Here is a 15,591-nt window from a genome sequence, read left to right on the forward strand (position 1 = left end):
GATGGTTCGTCAGCATTCCTCCGGATCTCGGACTTTCCTCCGGACCTCGCTGCGGCGCGGTTCAGTCGGCGCTCATCACCGACTGCACCGAGCCGTCCGACGAGAGGTTCACCAGCAGCACGTCGTCGGTGTCGTCGGCATCCAGGGCGTACTCGAGCACGGCAAACGGCTCGGTCCCCCCGTGCTCGTCCGCGAGGATCGTCATGCTCATCAGGCGCAGCGATCGGATGATGTCGACCGCGGCGTCGCCGGAGACGTCGACCAGGACGTCCACGAGGTCCTCGCCGTAGACCTCCTGCTGCTGCAGTATGTACTCGGTCACCTCACTCGTGCGGTCGTCGACCTCGGCCAGCATCCCTCGACGCGCCGTGGCATCGACGTCTTCGAGGCCGGAGATGAGGGCTGCCGCGATGTCCAGCGCGTCGGGCGACACATCGTCCTGGTCCGGGGCGGTCAGATCGACCGTGACGGACTGGTCGCCGAACTCCACGGTCTCCGACCAGAAGATCGATCCGTCCGGCCCCGAGGACAGGAGTCCGAAGTAGTCGTGTTCGATCGCCATACCGCTATGAAACCAGTCCCCGCCCGCTCGCGGTAGTGCTGATCACTGCCCGACCAGAGCCTGCACGAAAGCATGCGGCGTGAAGCCGGTCAGGTCGTCGATCCCCTCGCCCTGGCCGAGCAGTTTGACCGGGATGCCGGTGCGCTCCTGGACCGCGAGGACGAAGCCGCCCTTGGCGGAACCGTCCAGCTTGGTGATGACGAGTCCGGTCACGCCGGCGTGCTGGAGGAAGGACTCCGCCTGCATGACGCCGTTCTGTCCGGTCGTGGCATCCAGCACCAGCAGCACCTCGCTGATCGGCGCCTGCTTCTCGACGACGCGGCGGATCTTGGACAGCTCGTCCATCAGCCCGCCCTTGGTGTGCAGACGCCCGGCGGTGTCGATGATCGCGATCTCGATGCTCTGGCTCTTGGCGTACTCGACGGTCTGGAAGGCGACAGATGCCGGGTCCTGCCCCTCCTGCTGCGGACGCACGATCGCGGCCCCCGCGCGCTGGGCCCAGGTGGCGAGCTGGTCGACGGCGGCCGCCCGGAACGTGTCAGCCGCACCCACCACGACCGAGCGCTGATAGCCGCGCAGGAACTTCGTGAACTTGCCGATCGTCGTGGTCTTCCCGACGCCGTTGACACCGACGACGAGGACGACTGCCGGGCGCTCGGACAGCTTCAGCGTCGTGTCGAACTTCGCGAAGTGCTCCTCGAGCGTCTCCCGCAGCATCCGCTGCAGGTCTTTGGGGTCCGTGGTGCGGAAGCGGTCGACCTTCTCGCGCAGCTCGTCGACGATGCGCTCGGTGATGTCGGGGCCGAAATCGGCGGTGATCAGCGCCGTCTCGAGGTCCTCCCACGTCGTCTCGTCGATGGTGGGCTTGACGAACATGCCGCGCAGCGCGCGGCCGAGGGACCAGGACTTCTCCGCCATGCGTCCAGCCTACTGGGACGGGTACGGGACGTCGGGTGTCCGAGTTCCGGCCGTTTCCCTACCCGTACGGCGTGTCGGACGGACGGCGCCATCGACGCCCCGGCCGCGCACGCTATCGCCAAGGTTCGGCACGCGTGAGCGAAATCAGCTGGCCGCGGCGGCGCGATCGCCGACCCGCTGTCCGACGACGGCGGAGACGCCGTCCTGGCGCATCGACACGCCGTAGAGGGCGTCCGCGATCTCCATGGTGCGCTTCTGATGGGTGATGACGAGCAGTTGGGAGCTCTCCCGCAGCTGCTCGAACACCGTCAGCAGGCGCCCGAGGTTCGCGTCGTCGAGCGCCGCCTCGACCTCGTCGAGGATGTAGAACGGGCTGGGGCGGGCCTTGAAGATCGCGACGAGCAATGCGACCGCAGCCAGCGAGCGCTCCCCACCCGACAGGAGGGACAGGCGTTCGATCTTCTTGCCCACCGGACGCACCGCGACCTCGATCCCGGTGGTGAGCATGTCGTCGGGGTTCGTCAGCGAGATGCTCCCCGATCCGCCCGGGAACAGCAGCGGGAACACCTCGCCGAACGCCTGCTTGGTGTCCTCGAAGGCACTCGCGAAGATCGTCTGCATGCGCTCATCGAGGTCGGCGATGATCGTGAGGAGATCCTGTCGCGTCTGGGTGAGATCCGCCAGCTGCTCGGTGAGGAAGGCGTGGCGCTGCTCCAGGGCGGCGAACTCCTCGAGAGCGAGCGGGTTGACCCGGCCGAGCTGGGTCAGCTTGCGCTCGGCCTCGCGCAGTCGACGCTCCTGCACACGACGGTCGTACGGGACGCCGCCGCCGTCGGCCGCAGCGTCTTCGGCGTCCTCGACGAGAGTCCCAGCCTCGGCCGGCTGCTGCTCCGTCGGGTCGCGTGGGACGAGCTGGTCCGGCCCATATTCCGCGACGAGAATATCTTCGTCCAGCGCGAGCTCGCTGGCCACTCGCTCGAGCAGGCTCGTCAGGTGCAGCTTCTTCTCGTGGATCTGCAACTCGAGCCCGTGCACGCTCTCAGTGAGTCCGGCCAGGCGATCGCGCAGGCTGCGCTCCTGGGCGCGGAGGCCCGTGAGCTCCTCGTTCTGCGCCGACCGTGCGGCTTCCGCCTCGGCAAGGGCCACCCGTGCTTCGGTCACGGACCGATCGAGCGAATCCAGGATCCGCGGCAGCTCCTCGGCGACGCCGCTCGCCGCCTCCCGCTGCGCCCGCCGGATCACGGCACGTCGAGCGGCCTCGGCCGCGGCATCCCTCTCCTGCTCGCGCTGGCGCTCCAGCGCGGCGACCCGTGCCTGTGCGGATCGCACCCGTTCGCGCAGCGTCTCGATCTCGAGCCGGGCGCGCACCTCTCCCTCGCGGGCCGCCTCCAGCGCTTCCAGCAGGCCGTCGCGCGCGGAGGCGTCCAGAACGGGGCGCGGTGCCGATTCCGCCGCCTCGACCTCGGCCTTCGCCGAAGCCGCGGCCTCCTCGGCATCCGCGACGGCCGCCTGCGCCTGGGCGAGCCCCGCTTCGAGGCGCTCGCACTCCGCCACGGCGGACTCGTGCTGGACCGTGACGCGGTTGACCTGCTCGGCATAGGTCGCCAGCGCCGCGTCGTGCTCACGCAGCAGCCGCAGGCTCTCCTTCGCGTGGCGCCTCGCGCTCTCGACGCGCTCGGACGCCTCCTCCCGTGCGTCGCGCAGCGAATCGACGATCACGCGGATCTCGTCCAGGCGCTCCGCGGCCGCATCGCGCTCAGCGGCGAGCTCGAGGCGCGATCGTTCGGAGCCCGAACCGGATCGCAGGGTGTGCGCCGTCAAGACGTCGCCACCGGTCGTGACGATCGTGGTCGTCGTATCCGCCAGCGAGTCCAGCGCCGCACGCGCCTTACGCGCCGCGGACAGATCCTCGGCGATCAGCACGTGGGAGAGCACGCCGAGCACGCCGTCAGGGGCCGTCACGACCTCGGTCGCCGCCGTCACCCCGCCGATCCGGAGCTCGGATGCGGCCGGACCGGGCGCATCGGCGATCACGAAGTCGACGACGCCGCGGTCCGCCCCGTCGATCAGCGCGATCGCATCATCGACGCTGTCGACGAGCACTCCCTCGGCGAGGGGACCGAGCACGGCCGCGACCGCGGCCTCGAACCCGGCACGCACCTGGACGGCATCGCCGACCAGCCCACGGACACCCGGTCCGCCCGCCTTCACGATCTCGGCGGATCCGCCGGACAACGACAGAGCGCTACTCAGCGCCGCTGTCTTCGCCGTCAGCGCGTCCACCTCGCGTTCGGCGGCGTGCAGACGCTCACGCAGTCCGTCGCGTTCGGTCTCGGCCGCCGTGGCCGCGGCCTGCGCGGCCTCGTAGGCCGCGGTGTGCTCGGCCGCCGTGCCTTCCGGGGCCTCGGCATCCTCGATCGCCTCGAGAGCCCCGGCCGCCTCGCGTCTGCGGGTGTGCGCCGCCTCGAGAGCGTTCTCCTGTCGCAGCACGGCGCCACGGACGGCGGCGAGGGCGGATGCCGCGGCCTCCGCGTTCCCCCGCAGCGTCGTCAGCCGCATGTCGTACTCGGAGACGAGTGCGCTCTGCTCGGCGATGTCCACGTCGAGCGTGTCCAGTTCCGCACGCGCCTGGATCACCTCGCGGCTGGCGGCGGCCGCGGCGTCCTGCGCGTCTCCGAGCCCCTCGGAGATCGTCGTGACCTCCTCCTTGGCCTCATCGATCGTCGCCTGCGTGACCGTCACGGTCGTCACGGCGGCGTCGTCCTCCTCGGAACCGAGCAGCGCGAGCCGCTGGTTCGCCAGCGTGTACAGGCCGCGCATGCGCTCCTGCACCTGCTCGAGCCCGAACGCGACGCTCCGGGCCGCGTCGACGGCCGCGGAGTTCTGATCGGCCTCCAGCCGCGCGATCTCGGCGCGGACATGATCCGCCTGATCGGTGAGCACCAGTCGTTCGGTGTGGCGCTCCTGCTCCGTGCGCGTGTGATCGGCCAGAGCTGTCCGCAGCGCCACCACGTCGTCGGCGAAGATCCGTGCCTTGGCGTCCCGAACGACTGCGGCGATCGTCTGCGCCTCGCGCGCGATCTCGGCCTGCCGTCCGAGCGGCTTCAACTGGCGACGGATCTCCCCGGCGAGATCGCTGAGACGCGTGAGGTTGGTCTCCATCGCATCGAGCTTGCGGAGCGTCTTCTCCTTGCGGCGGCGATGCTTGAGGATGCCGGCGGCCTCCTCGATGAACCCGCGACGATCCTCCGGAGACGCCTGCAGCACGGTGTCGAGCCGGCCCTGACCGACGATCACGTGCATCTCGCGTCCGAGTCCGGAATCGCTCAGAAGCTCCTGCACGTCCAGCAGCCGGCAGCTCGCCCCGTTGATCGCGTACTCGCTCGATCCGTTGCGGAACAGCGTGCGGCTGATGGTGACCTCGGCGTACTCGATCGGAAGCGCGCCGTCGCTGTTGTCGATCGTCAACTGCACCTCGGCACGGCCCAGCGGTCCGCGGGTGGAAGTGCCGGCGAAGATGACGTCCTCCATCTTCCCGCCACGCAGCGTCTTCGCCCCCTGCTCCCCCATCACCCAGGCGAGCGCGTCGACGACGTTGGACTTGCCGGATCCGTTGGGGCCGACGATGCAGGTCACACCCGGCTCGAAGACGAACGAGGTCGGCTGCGCGAACGACTTGAAGCCCTTCAGCGTCAGGCTCTTCAGGTGCATGCGGGCACCACTCGACCGGGGAGAATCACGGCCGCTACGCTACCGGAATCCCGCGCCAGGACCGGCATCCCACACGGGACAGCGAACGATCCGACACGCCGCGACACGCCGACTTCCTGTGAGAATCCTTGACGCGACCCGCGCGGTTCGCTACCGTTGCACTCCGGATCGCCACACGAAAGGAGGTTACCGATGATGATTCAGCTCACCGCACAGGCCACAGGCCTCGATACGCACGCCTTTGGGGCGGCGCGTCCTGCGCACTCGGTAACCGCATCCTTCGGCGGCGGCCGCACCGCGCTGTCGTAGAACCGCAGCCTGAGATCGCGCGCCCTCGGTGGGCGCCTCTCCGCCGCATTCCGCGCGCCACGTCCCTCTGACCTTCCGCGTCACGGCCGTCCCTCTCCGCCGCCGTCGGATCCGCTGCCTTCGCGCACGCATATCCGCTTCCTCGGCCGTCTCCGGCTCCGCAGTCCGCGGACGCCTCGCCGTCGCGACCTCGTCGCCGTGCATCCATCACCATCACCATCACCACTGAAACGAGTACATCGTGACCATCGCACAGCTGCATCGCAGCACGTCCCACCCTCCCTGTCCCGAGGACCGCGAAATCCTCGAGATCCCCGTCCCGGTCGACCGCACGGAGCTCGCTCTGGCCGACCGGCTGTCCCTGCGGATCGGTCTCTGGCTGCTTCTGAGGACGCAGCGTCGTCGGACTCCGTCGGCGTCCATCGACGTGCCGTCGTTCTTCCCCGGCGCGCCGAACCTCACCCAGCACGAGGCCCTCACACTGCTGACGTTCGACCTGCAGCGCCAGCTGCGCTGACCGAAGGAGACGACATGAGCGTTCCGCTCACCGACACCGCCACGCTGCACCCGCTCGTGCTTCCCGCACGGGCGGGTGCAGCCCCCACCCCGCTTCTGCGGGAGTACGCCGAAGTGCGCAACGCCTCGATCCTGGAGACGACGGGGCGCGACGACGACGCTCTCGATGCGGACACGCTGCTTCCGCTGCTCTACGGCACGCCCGACCGCGATCGACGTCAGTGGTACATCGAGCAGGACGGCGAGATCGTCGGCTGCTGCGCGCTGGACCGCTTCATGGACGACGACGGCCGCACCGCGATGATCGGCCTCGCCGTGCTGCGGCGCGCGTGGGGACAGGGCATCGGTCGCGCGGCCTATGCGCATGTCGAGTCCGTCGCACGCGAGGCCGGAGCCGAGAAGATCCTGCACTGGGCCGAGCATCACGAGGACGGATCGGATGCCGCGCCCCTCGCATCCCCGACCGGGTTCGGCTCGGTGCCCGCGGACCGGGCCGCGCGGTTCCTCGCGCGCAACGGATTCCGGCTCGAGCAGGTCGAGCGCGCCAGCGCGCTGACCTGGACCGCCAGTACCGTCGATCGCCTGACGACGCTGCAGGACGAGGCCGCGGCACACGCCGCGGAGTACCGGGTCGTGCGGTGGATGCTCCCGACCCCCGTCGAGTACGTCGACGGGTACGCGTGGATGAAGTCGCGCATGTCCACGGACGCCCCGGACGCCGAGCTCGGGATGCCCGAGGAGACCTGGGACGCCGCGCGCGTCGCCCGGGAGGACGAGCGCACCGCGCAGAAGGGCTGGTCGCTGCAGGTCACGGCGGCACAGCACATCGAGACCGGTGAGCTGTGCGCGTTCAACGAGCTCACCATGAGCGCGGACCCGGCATCCGTCACCCATCAGTACGACACCCTCGTGCTGGCCGAGCACCGCGGCCATCGCCTGGGCATGCTCGTCAAGACCGCCGGGCTCCTGGCCTGGCGAGACGCACATCCCGACTCGCCGCGGGTGATCACCTACAACGCCGAGGAGAACCGGCCGATGCTCTCGATCAACGAGGAGATCGGCTTCGAAGCCTTCGCCTACGAAGGCGCCTGGAAGAAGGACCTGACATGACCGACACCCTGCTGCTCGAGGAGCTCGTCCTCCCGCAGACCCCGGATGCCGAGGACGCCGCGGACTTCCTCGCCGTCGTCGCCCTGAACAACGCCGTGTGCCGCAATGACGCCGGCACCGACGACTTGGCGCAGACGCCGGCGGAGATGCTGGCCGGATTGCGCGACACCGACGACGAGGTGCAGCGGATCTTCGTCGTGCGCGAGGAGGGGGCCGTCGTCGGATGCGTGATCGTCAGTCACGCGACGGCCGAACCGACGAGCACGCAGTTCGACCTGATGGTGCTCCCGGAGAACTGGGGGCGCGGCATCGAGGACGCCCTCCTCGCACGTGCCGAGGAGGAGACGCGTGCGCTCGGACGCGCGGTGATGCAGACCTGGACGCTGCACCCCGGAGCCACCGCCGGCGCCACGATCTCTCCGGCCACGGGCTGGGGCGTCGTCGCCGACACTCCCCTCGCCCGGCTGCTCGCGCACGACGGCTTCGTCCTGGAGCAGGTCGAGCGCAACAGCGCCTTCGACCTCGCAGGCCCCATGGACGATGTGCGCCGGGCACTCGACGATTCGATCGCCGCGGCCGGGCCAGACTACCGGCTCGTCGAGTGGACGATCCCGACCCCTCCGGACCTGGCGGAGGGCTATGCGTGGGCGCTGTCGCGCATGTCGACGGATGTCCCGGCCGGAGCTCTCGAGATCGATGAGGAGACCTGGGACGCGGCACGTGTCGAACGCCGTGAGGCACGGCTGACCGAGGGCGGACAGACGATGTCGGTCGCCGCCGTTCTGCACGTGCCGACCGGACGGCTTGCCGCGTTCAACGAACTCGTCATCGGCGCGGACCGCAGCGAGGTCACGCACCAGTTCTGCACGCTCGTCCTGCGCGAGCACCGCGGACACCGGCTCGGGATGCTCGTGAAGTGCGCGAACCTGCTCCGGTGGCGCGAGATCGCCCCCGACTCGCCGCGCGTGTCCACGTTCAATGCGGAGGAGAACCGGCCGATGCTCGACATCAACGAGCGGATCGGGTTCGCTCCCGTCTCGTACGCGGGCGCCTGGCAGAAGAAGCTCGGCTGAGCGGGGATCATCCTGACGGATGACGGATGCGGCGACAACTGCATCCGCGGACGGATGTCCCGCGCCCAACGGTCGATCAGGCTGGAAGGCATGAACATCCCCGTCCTCACCGCGCAATCCCTTCAGAAGACCTTCGGCACCACTCGCGCTCTGGCGGGGGTCGACCTCGCCGTGACACGCGGCGAGTCCGTGGCGATCATGGGCGCGTCCGGGTCGGGCAAGACGACCCTGCTGCACGTGCTCGCCGGGATCACGGCGCCGGATGCCGGGCGCGTCACGTTCGCTCCGGCATCCGGCGCCGCCGTCGACGTCACCGGCATGAACGAGTCGGAGCGCTCGCGGCTGCGCCGCGAATCCTTCGGCTTCGTGTTCCAGCAGGGTCTGCTGATCCCCGAGCTCACGGCGATCGAGAACGTCGCCCTGGCGCTGATGATCAACGGCACGCCGCGTCGTGCCGCCGAGGAGCATGCGGCCGGGTGGCTCGCCGCCCTCGGGCTCACCGGAATGGAGCAGCGCCGGATCGGCGAGCTCTCGGGCGGGCAGGCGCAGCGGGTCGCGATCGCGCGTGCCCAGGTCACCGGTGCACAGGTCGTCTTCGCCGACGAGCCGACCGGTGCGCTCGACTCGCAGACCTCCTCCGAGGTGATGAACGCGCTGCTGTGGTCGACCACCGGGCAGGGGCGCACCCTCGTGCTGGTCACGCACGACGCCTCGGTCGCCGAGCGATGCTCGCGCATCGTCCGCGTCCGCGACGGGCGGATCCTCCCGACGGAGGTGGCCGCGTGAACCCCCGCGTGCTCGCGCTGCTGCTGCGGCCCGCACCGGGCGCAGGATCGATCGTCGCACTGCCGATCGTCGCGTTCGGCATCGTCACGGCGCTCGTGCTCACCGTGATCGGCGGAGCGCAGACCTTCTGGACCTGGAACGACCCCGAGGGAGTCGTGTACCAGGGACTCGCCGCGATCGCGCTCGTGCTCCTCGTCGTGCCGCTGGCGGGACTCGGCGGAGCGGCCGCCCGGCTGTCGGCGCGGCGGCGAGACGAGCGCCTCTCCACGCTGCGGCTGCTCGGCGTCGCTCCGGGCGGCGTCGTCATCGCCACCGTCGTCGAATCCGTGGCGGTCGCCGCAGTCGGCGCGCTGGCCGGCGTCGCCGGCTACCTGGCCTTGTCACCGGCGATCGGACTCATCCCGTTCCGCGGCGAGCCCCTCGGCTGGGCCGGTGTACTGCTTCCGGCATGGCTGATCGCCGTCGTCGTCCTCGGAGTGCTTCTGCTGGCCGCGATCAGCGCCGTGATCGGTCTGCGCCGCGTCGTGGTCTCCCCGCTGGGCGTGCGCATGCGCACGGACGTGCCGAAGGCGCACTGGCTTCGCGCCGTGCTCGGCGTCACGGCCGTCGCGGGCGCATTCGTCGCGATGCAGGTCTTCCCCGGCATCGGCGGGATCGTCGTCACGATCCTCGTCGTCGCGGGACTGTTCGCCGTCGGCCTCGCCATCCTGAACCTCATCGGTCCGTGGGCCGTGGCCGTGCAGGCCAGGAGGCAGTTGCGCCGCGCCGAGCGTCCGGAGCGCCTGCTGTCGGCACGCATGGTGCTGGAGTCGCCGAAGGCCGCATGGCGTCAGGTGAGCGGCGTGACCATGGCGAGCTTCATGGCCGTCTTCGCCGGCAGCGGCGTCGCCGTCATGGACGTGATGAGCGCATCTTCCGCACCGGCAGACATCGCGCTGGCCGCCGACATCCGCACCGGCCTCATCATCACGCTCATCGGCTCGTTCCTCATGGTCGCCGCGTCCGTCGGCGTGAACCAGGCCGCCGAGATCCTGGATCAGCGGGACCTGCACCGGAGCCTGCATCACCTCGGGATGCCGCTGCAGACGCTGGACAGTGCCCGTCGCCGAGCGGTGATGGCACCGCTGCTGCTCACAACCATCGGGGCCGCTCTGTGCGCCGCGCTGCTGATCTTCCCTCTGATCGGAATCGCGATGATCATCGCCCCGATCTCCCTCGCGACGATCGCGCTCGTCGTGGCTGCGGGGGTCGGCGTCGTGTGGGCGAGCACCCGGGTGACGCGTCCGCTGCTGGCGCGGTCCTTCGCGGAGGCTTGAGCGCGGGCCGCGACGGCGGGCGCTCTGCGGCGTCCGCCGTCTGCGCGGGCGGGTCCGACTGTGCAGGTGCTCGCCGCGATGAGTTGAATCGACTCGATCGCGCTAAGCGCCCTGCCCGTCCTGCGGGTGCTGGTAAGCAGGGAAGAGTCAGCGTCTCCGCTGGCACCGCGGGCAGTAGTGACTGGAGCGGTTCATGAACGCGTCGCGCCGGATCGGGCCGCCGCACCTCGGACAGGCCTGCCCGGTGCGCCCGTAAGCGTTCAGAGAGTGCGCGAAGTAACCGGCCTGACCGTTCACGTTCACATACTGCGCATCGAAGCTCGTGCCGCCCTCGGCGAGGGCCTTGTCGAGGACGAGGCGCACTTCGCCGAGCAGACGCCGCACCGCGCGCGCCGACAACATGCGCCCCTGGGCCTCGGGGTGGATGCGCGCGGCCCAGAGCGACTCGTCGGCGTAGATGTTCCCCACACCGCTGATGAGCGTCTGATCCAGCAGGATGCGCTTGATCGCGCTCGCGCGTCGACGGACAGCCAGGACGAAGGCCTCGTCGTCGAAGTGCGGGTCCATCGCATCACGCGCGATGTGCCGGACTTGCGTGGGGATGAGGTCCTCGCCGTCGGCGACGAGGTCGTCGACGGCGAGCGATCCGAACGTCCGCTGGTCGGCGAAGACGACCGCGAGCGAGCCGTGCCGTGGATGCTCGATGCCGAGTCGGATCCGCTCGTGCCGCTCCGCCGGAGCATCCGGGGCGCGCAGAAGCAGCTGCCCGCTCATCCCGAGATGGGCCGTCAACGCGCGCTCCGCACCGGCCAACGGCATCCAGAGGAACTTGCCGCGGCGCGCGGCCGCGACGATGCCCGCGCCTTCCAGCTGTGCTGCGAAGTCCGCGGCCCCGGCGGGATGCCGCGTCAGAGCGCGCTCGTCGAGGACCGACACCGACGAGACCGTCGCCCCGACGACGGCAGGAGCGAGGCCGGCACGGACGACCTCGACCTCGGGGAGCTCAGGCACGATCGCTGAGCACCCGCCACGCGGTGAGCGCAGCGGCCATCTCGGCGGTCTTCTTGCTGGTCCCGTCTCCGGTGGTGGTGACGTCGCCGACCACCACCGTCGCGGTGAATCGACGATCGTGATCGGGACCGTCCGACTGCACCGAGTACTGCGGCGGCGGAGATCCGAGCCGAGCGGCGAGCTCCTGCAGGCTCGTCTTGGGATCCATCGCCGCGCCGTACCGCTCCGGGTCGGCGAGCAGTGGCTCGGTGAGCCGCAGCACCAGCTTGGTGGCGTGCTCGGGGCCGGCCGACAGGTACGTAGCGCCGATCACGGCCTCCATCGTGTCCGCGAGGATCGAGTCCTTGTCGCGTCCGCCGGTCTGCTCCTCGCCGCGGCCGAGCAGAAGATGTTCGCCCAGCCCGATGCCGCGCGCGACCTCGGCCAGCGCGACGGTCGAGACGACGCTGGCCCGCCGCTTGGCGAGCTGGCCTTCGTCGAGGTCGGGCTGCGTGGTGAACAGCATGACGGTCACCGCCTGCCCGAGCACCGAGTCGCCCAGGAACTCCAGTCGCTCGTTGTGCGGGATCCCGCCGTGCTCGTACGCGTACGAACGGTGGGTCAGCGCCAACGCCAGAAGCTCAGGGTCGATATCGACCCTGAGCTTGGCTGCGAGAGGCGCCGTCCCCCCGGGGACCTCCGTCACGATCCTGCGACCGTGATTCAGACGTCTGCGACCTTGCGGCCCTTGTACTCGAGGAAGAGCTCGGTGCCCTGCGAGTCGGTGACAACCTTCGCCTGGTGCGGGCGGCTGTAGACGACCTTGCCGTTCTCGACGGTCTTGACGAGCGCGACGGGCGCCGCCTTCCACTGCGCGCGACGCGAGCGGGTGTTGGAACGGGAAACCTTGCGCTTCGGGGGGTTACCGGCCATGGCTAACTCTCTTCTGTGTTCTCGGGCGCGCGGCTGTCTTCCGCACTCCTCTGGTCTGCGATCTGTTGGAGCGCACTCCATCGAGGATCGATGGGAGCGGCTGTCTCCGCCCCGGTGCTCTCGGTCAGTCGCTCACCCGTGATCGGGTCCAGACCCGGGCAATCCGGCTGACACACCGGCTGAAATGGAAGCGCCAAAACGGTCGCATCCCTGACAAGAGTTTCAAGATCCACGTGGTCGTCTTGAACCTCGAAGTCAGTTTCTTCTTCTCCAGGATACGCGAAAAGCTCCTGGAACTCGACTTCGACAGGCGCAGCGATGTCGGTGAGGCACCGTCCGCACACGCCTTCATAGGTTCCGTCGGCCGTTCCGGACACGAGAATCCCCTCGTGGACGGACTCCAGACGCAAGTCCAGATCGAGGTCGGACCCCTCCTGCAGGGCGACGATCCCCTCGCCCCACTGCTCAGGGAGGGTCACCGTGAAGGCGTGTTCGCGCATCTCGCCCGGATGCCGGACGATGTCGCGGACGGGCAGCACGAAGGGGCCGTTGAGTCGGGATTTCACGCTTCGATTCTACCGGCTCAGATGCCGCGCGCTCCGGTGTCCAGGAACTCGGCCACCGCCGGCGGAACGAAGGGCGACACGTCCCCGCCCAGACCCGCGACCTGCCGGACCAGAGAACTCGAGACGAGTGCGTGCGACGGGTCGGGCAGCAGGAACACCGTCTCGATGTCCGCGAGGTGGCGGTTCACGATCGCCATGGGCGACTCGTACGCGACGTCGATCTGCGAGCGGATGCCCTTCACGAGCACCCCGGCGTTCACGTCTCGCGCGTAGTCGACCAGCAGGCCCATGCTCCACGAGCCGACGATGATGTTCCCCGACATCCCGTCGTCCGAGATCGATCGCTCCAGCAGGCTCATGCGCTGGGCGATGGGGAGCATCGCCTCCTTGCCCGGGTTGTGCACCACGAGGACGTGGAGCTCGTCGTACAGCTTCGCCGCGCGACGGATGACATCGAGGTGACCCAGGGTCGGCGGGTCGAAGGAACCCGGCACCACGGCGATCCGGCTGCTCACTTCGACTCCTTCGATCGCTCAGTACGGCGCATGCGTCCCAGCCTAGGGCAGGAATCCCTCAGTTCTTCGCGAGCGCCGCGCGGTCCTCGGCCGTCACGCGCCGTGCGATCGCGTCGTGCAGACCGGGATGCCGGTCCAGCAGCGGATCCTCCTCGAGGATGTCCTCGGCGAGCCGCCTCGCCCTGGCGATGAGCGCGGTGTCCTTCACCACCCGCAGCAGCTTGAGCGAGGAGCGTACGCCGGACTGGGTCGCCCCCAGCACGTCCCCCTCGCCGCGCAGCTCAAGGTCGACCTCGGCGAGGGCGAACCCGTCCAGCGTCGCAGCGACCGCTTCCACCCGATCCCGGGCGAGCGTGCCCTCCTCCGCCTCGGTCACCAGCAGGCACAGGCCGGGAACGCCTCCGCGGCCGACGCGCCCGCGCAGCTGATGCAGCTGGGAGACCCCGAAGCGATCCGCGTCGAGGATGATCATGGTGGAAGCGTTCGGCACGTCGACTCCCACTTCGATCACCGTCGTCGCGATGAGCACGTCGATCTCCCCGCGCGCGAACGCCTGCATCACGGCATCCTTCTCCTCCGCGGGCATCCGGCCGTGGAGCACCGCGCGGCGCAGCTTCGCGATCCTCGGGTGCGTTGCGAGCGCCTCGTCCAGCTGGACGACACCCCAGCGCGGACCCGACGCTCCTTCCGGCGGCGGCTGATCCCCGATCTCGCCGGTCTTCGCGGCGGTGTCGATCGCGGCGCACACGACGAAGACCTGGCGCCCCTGATCGACCTCTTCCGCCGCGCGCTCGAAGACGCGGGCGAACCAGCCCGGATGCTCGGCGAGCGGGGCGACGAAGCTCTCGATTCCGGCGCGACCGGACGGCATGGTGCGGATGACGGACGTGTCGAGATCGCCGAAGACCGTCATCGCGACCGTCCGCGGAATCGGCGTCGCCGTGAGCACCAGCGCGTGCGGACTCGATCCCTTGGCGCGCAGGGCCTCGCGCTGCTCGACGCCGAAGCGGTGCTGCTCGTCGACGACGACGAGACCGAGATCGGCGAAGGTCGTCTTCTCCCCCAGCAGCGCGTGCGTGCCCACCACGATCAGAGCCTGACCGGACGCCACGCGCAGCGCGGCCCTGCGCCGTTCCGGAGCGGACATCTGCCCCGTGAGCAGCGTCGGCATCAGCTGCGGTGCGAGCTCGGGACCGAGCATCTTCGTGATCGAGCGCAGATGCTGTCCTGCGAGTACCTCGGTCGGGGCGATCAGGGCGGACTGCCCGCCGGATTCGGCCACTTGGAGCATGGCGCGCAGCGCGACGAGCGTCTTCCCCGAACCGACCTCGCCCTGCACCAGCCTGTTCATCGGCCAGTTCCCGACCAGATCCTCCGCGACCTCGGCGCCCACGGTCTTCTGATCCGCAGTGAGCTCATAGGGCAGCGCCGCATCGAACCTCTCGAGCAGCCCACCGGGCTCCGCGGGCCGGCGGGTCGCGCTCAGCATCCGCACGAACGCGCGCTGCTGCAGCAGCGCCGCCTGCAGGACGATCGCCTCGTGCATCCGCAGAGTCCGCACGGCGGGGTCGATGTCGTTGCGCGTCTCGGGCCGGTGGATCTGGATGAGCGCCGTCCTGGCGTCCAGCAGCCCCTCACTCCGGCGGACCTCCTCGGGCAGCGGGTCCGGGATGGCTCCGAGCTCGGGCAGCACCCGCTCGATGTGCCGCTGCACCGTCATGCTCGCCACCGCGGCCGTCGCCGGGTAGATCGGGATCGGGCGGGCGGAGCGGGCGTCGGCGCGCTTGCGGGCCTCCTCCTCGTCGTCGAAGAGCTCGACCTGCGGATGCGCCAGCTGCTGCTGGCCGTGATACTCGCCGACCTTGCCCGAGAAGATCCCCCGGCGGCCGGCCGTCATCTGCTGCGCACGCCAGTCGGCCTGCCCCTTGTTCTTCGCGAAGAACGTCAGCGACAGCGTGCCCACGCCGTCACCGATCCGGACCTCGACCATGGCTCCGGGTCGGTTGCGCATGACGCGCACGCTGGTGGAGAGGATCTCGGCGACGATGGTGACCATCTCCCCCACCGGGAGCTGGAGGATGGGCGTGAGCTCACCCGGGTCGGCGTAGCGGCGCGGGTAGTGCGTCACGAGGTCGGACACCGTCGTCATGCCGAAGGCGCGCTCGAGCGGCTTCGCCGCCTTGTCGCCGAGCGCGACGGTCAGCGGCGCGTCGAGACTCAAGGACATGGCTTCGAGTCTAGAAGGGACCGGGGACGTCGCCGGCAGCGTCGAGGCCGCCGTCACCC

General features: G+C 69.8%; 14 protein-coding genes. 5 read left to right on the forward strand and 9 right to left on the reverse strand.

Translation table 11 applies throughout. From position 1 onward, the window contains the following. Positions 1 to 61: 61 nt before the first annotated feature. The 3 genes from AC3RXZ_RS03175 to smc form a co-directional block, all read right to left on the reverse strand. The gene (locus tag AC3RXZ_RS03175; protein ID WP_243225355.1) at positions 62 to 562 is read right to left on the reverse strand and encodes a DUF2004 domain-containing protein; all 501 of its coding nucleotides are present in this window, start codon (positions 560 to 562) and stop codon (positions 62 to 64) included. A 42-nt stretch (positions 563 to 604) separates the two neighbouring features. Continuing rightward, the gene (ftsY, locus tag AC3RXZ_RS03180; RefSeq protein WP_491493144.1) at positions 605 to 1,480 is read right to left on the reverse strand and encodes a signal recognition particle-docking protein FtsY; all 876 of its coding nucleotides are present in this window, start codon (positions 1,478 to 1,480) and stop codon (positions 605 to 607) included. Positions 1,481 to 1,624: 144 nt separating this feature from the next. Further along, positions 1,625 to 5,191, reverse strand: coding sequence for a chromosome segregation protein SMC (smc, locus tag AC3RXZ_RS03185; protein ID WP_491493145.1), 3,567 nt, complete (start codon positions 5,189 to 5,191; stop codon positions 1,625 to 1,627). Between the two features lie 550 nt (positions 5,192 to 5,741). On the opposite strand from smc, the gene AC3RXZ_RS03190 reads away from it, so the two are divergent. From AC3RXZ_RS03190 to AC3RXZ_RS03210, 5 genes are all read left to right on the forward strand, one after another. Further along, positions 5,742 to 6,017 carry a hypothetical protein gene (locus AC3RXZ_RS03190; RefSeq protein WP_243225349.1) on the forward strand — a complete coding sequence of 92 codons (276 nt, stop codon included), beginning with the start codon at positions 5,742 to 5,744 and terminating at the stop codon, positions 6,015 to 6,017. A gap of 14 nt (positions 6,018 to 6,031) precedes the next feature. After that, positions 6,032 to 7,126, forward strand: a complete 1,095-nt coding sequence (locus AC3RXZ_RS03195; protein WP_491493146.1) for a GNAT family N-acetyltransferase — start codon at positions 6,032 to 6,034, stop codon at positions 7,124 to 7,126. Beyond that, on the forward strand, positions 7,123 to 8,199 hold the full coding sequence (locus AC3RXZ_RS03200; protein WP_491493147.1) for a GNAT family N-acetyltransferase: 1,077 nt from the start codon (positions 7,123 to 7,125) through the stop codon (positions 8,197 to 8,199). The genes AC3RXZ_RS03195 and AC3RXZ_RS03200 overlap by 4 nt, the downstream gene beginning before the upstream one ends. A 90-nt stretch (positions 8,200 to 8,289) precedes the next feature. Next, complete coding sequence (locus AC3RXZ_RS03205) at positions 8,290 to 8,985, forward strand: ABC transporter ATP-binding protein (protein WP_491493148.1); 696 nt, start codon at positions 8,290 to 8,292, stop codon at positions 8,983 to 8,985. Further along, positions 8,982 to 10,301, forward strand: a complete 1,320-nt coding sequence (locus AC3RXZ_RS03210; RefSeq protein ID WP_491493149.1) for a permease — start codon at positions 8,982 to 8,984, stop codon at positions 10,299 to 10,301. Before AC3RXZ_RS03205 ends, AC3RXZ_RS03210 begins: the two co-directional genes overlap by 4 nt. Positions 10,302 to 10,448: 147 nt before the next feature. Here AC3RXZ_RS03210 and mutM read toward each other — a convergent pair whose 3' ends face one another. From mutM to AC3RXZ_RS03240, 6 genes are all read right to left on the reverse strand, one after another. Next, on the reverse strand, positions 10,449 to 11,312 hold the full coding sequence (gene mutM, locus AC3RXZ_RS03215) for a bifunctional DNA-formamidopyrimidine glycosylase/DNA-(apurinic or apyrimidinic site) lyase (protein WP_491493150.1): 864 nt from the start codon (positions 11,310 to 11,312) through the stop codon (positions 10,449 to 10,451). Continuing rightward, complete coding sequence (gene rnc / locus AC3RXZ_RS03220) at positions 11,305 to 11,997, reverse strand: ribonuclease III (RefSeq protein ID WP_243225341.1); 693 nt, start codon at positions 11,995 to 11,997, stop codon at positions 11,305 to 11,307. Before rnc ends, mutM begins: the two co-directional genes overlap by 8 nt. A gap of 17 nt (positions 11,998 to 12,014) precedes the next feature. Further along, entirely contained in the window at positions 12,015 to 12,224 is a 210-nt protein-coding gene (gene rpmF, locus AC3RXZ_RS03225; RefSeq protein ID WP_243225340.1) for a 50S ribosomal protein L32, read from the reverse strand. 2 nt (positions 12,225 to 12,226) lie between these two features. Beyond that, complete coding sequence (locus AC3RXZ_RS03230; RefSeq protein ID WP_491493498.1) at positions 12,227 to 12,724, reverse strand: YceD family protein; 498 nt, start codon at positions 12,722 to 12,724, stop codon at positions 12,227 to 12,229. Positions 12,725 to 12,807: 83 nt separating this feature from the next. After that, the gene (gene coaD / locus AC3RXZ_RS03235; protein WP_491493151.1) at positions 12,808 to 13,305 is read right to left on the reverse strand and encodes a pantetheine-phosphate adenylyltransferase; all 498 of its coding nucleotides are present in this window, start codon (positions 13,303 to 13,305) and stop codon (positions 12,808 to 12,810) included. A 58-nt stretch (positions 13,306 to 13,363) separates the two neighbouring features. Further along, positions 13,364 to 15,532, reverse strand: a complete 2,169-nt coding sequence (locus AC3RXZ_RS03240; RefSeq protein WP_491493152.1) for an ATP-dependent DNA helicase RecG — start codon at positions 15,530 to 15,532, stop codon at positions 13,364 to 13,366. Between the last annotated feature and the right edge of the window lie 59 nt (positions 15,533 to 15,591).

Source organism: Microbacterium cucumeris, from assembly GCF_058349845.2.

Excerpts from the sequence above, each read along its gene's own strand:
- AC3RXZ_RS03175 (WP_243225355.1), bottom strand. The coding sequence starts at position 562 with ATGGCGATCGAACACGACTACTTCGGACTCCTGTCCTCGGGGCCGGAC.
- ftsY (WP_491493144.1), bottom strand. The coding sequence starts at position 1,480 with ATGGCGGAGAAGTCCTGGTCCCTCGGCCGCGCGCTGCGCGGCATGTTC.
- smc (WP_491493145.1), bottom strand. The coding sequence starts at position 5,191 with ATGCACCTGAAGAGCCTGACGCTGAAGGGCTTCAAGTCGTTCGCGCAG.
- AC3RXZ_RS03195 (WP_491493146.1), top strand. The coding sequence starts at position 6,032 with ATGAGCGTTCCGCTCACCGACACCGCCACGCTGCACCCGCTCGTGCTT.
- AC3RXZ_RS03200 (WP_491493147.1), top strand. The coding sequence starts at position 7,123 with ATGACCGACACCCTGCTGCTCGAGGAGCTCGTCCTCCCGCAGACCCCG.
- AC3RXZ_RS03205 (WP_491493148.1), top strand. The coding sequence starts at position 8,290 with ATGAACATCCCCGTCCTCACCGCGCAATCCCTTCAGAAGACCTTCGGC.
- rpmF (WP_243225340.1), bottom strand. The coding sequence starts at position 12,224 with ATGGCCGGTAACCCCCCGAAGCGCAAGGTTTCCCGTTCCAACACCCGC.
- AC3RXZ_RS03230 (WP_491493498.1), bottom strand. The coding sequence starts at position 12,724 with ATGCGCGAACACGCCTTCACGGTGACCCTCCCTGAGCAGTGGGGCGAG.
- AC3RXZ_RS03240 (WP_491493152.1), bottom strand. The coding sequence starts at position 15,532 with ATGTCCTTGAGTCTCGACGCGCCGCTGACCGTCGCGCTCGGCGACAAG.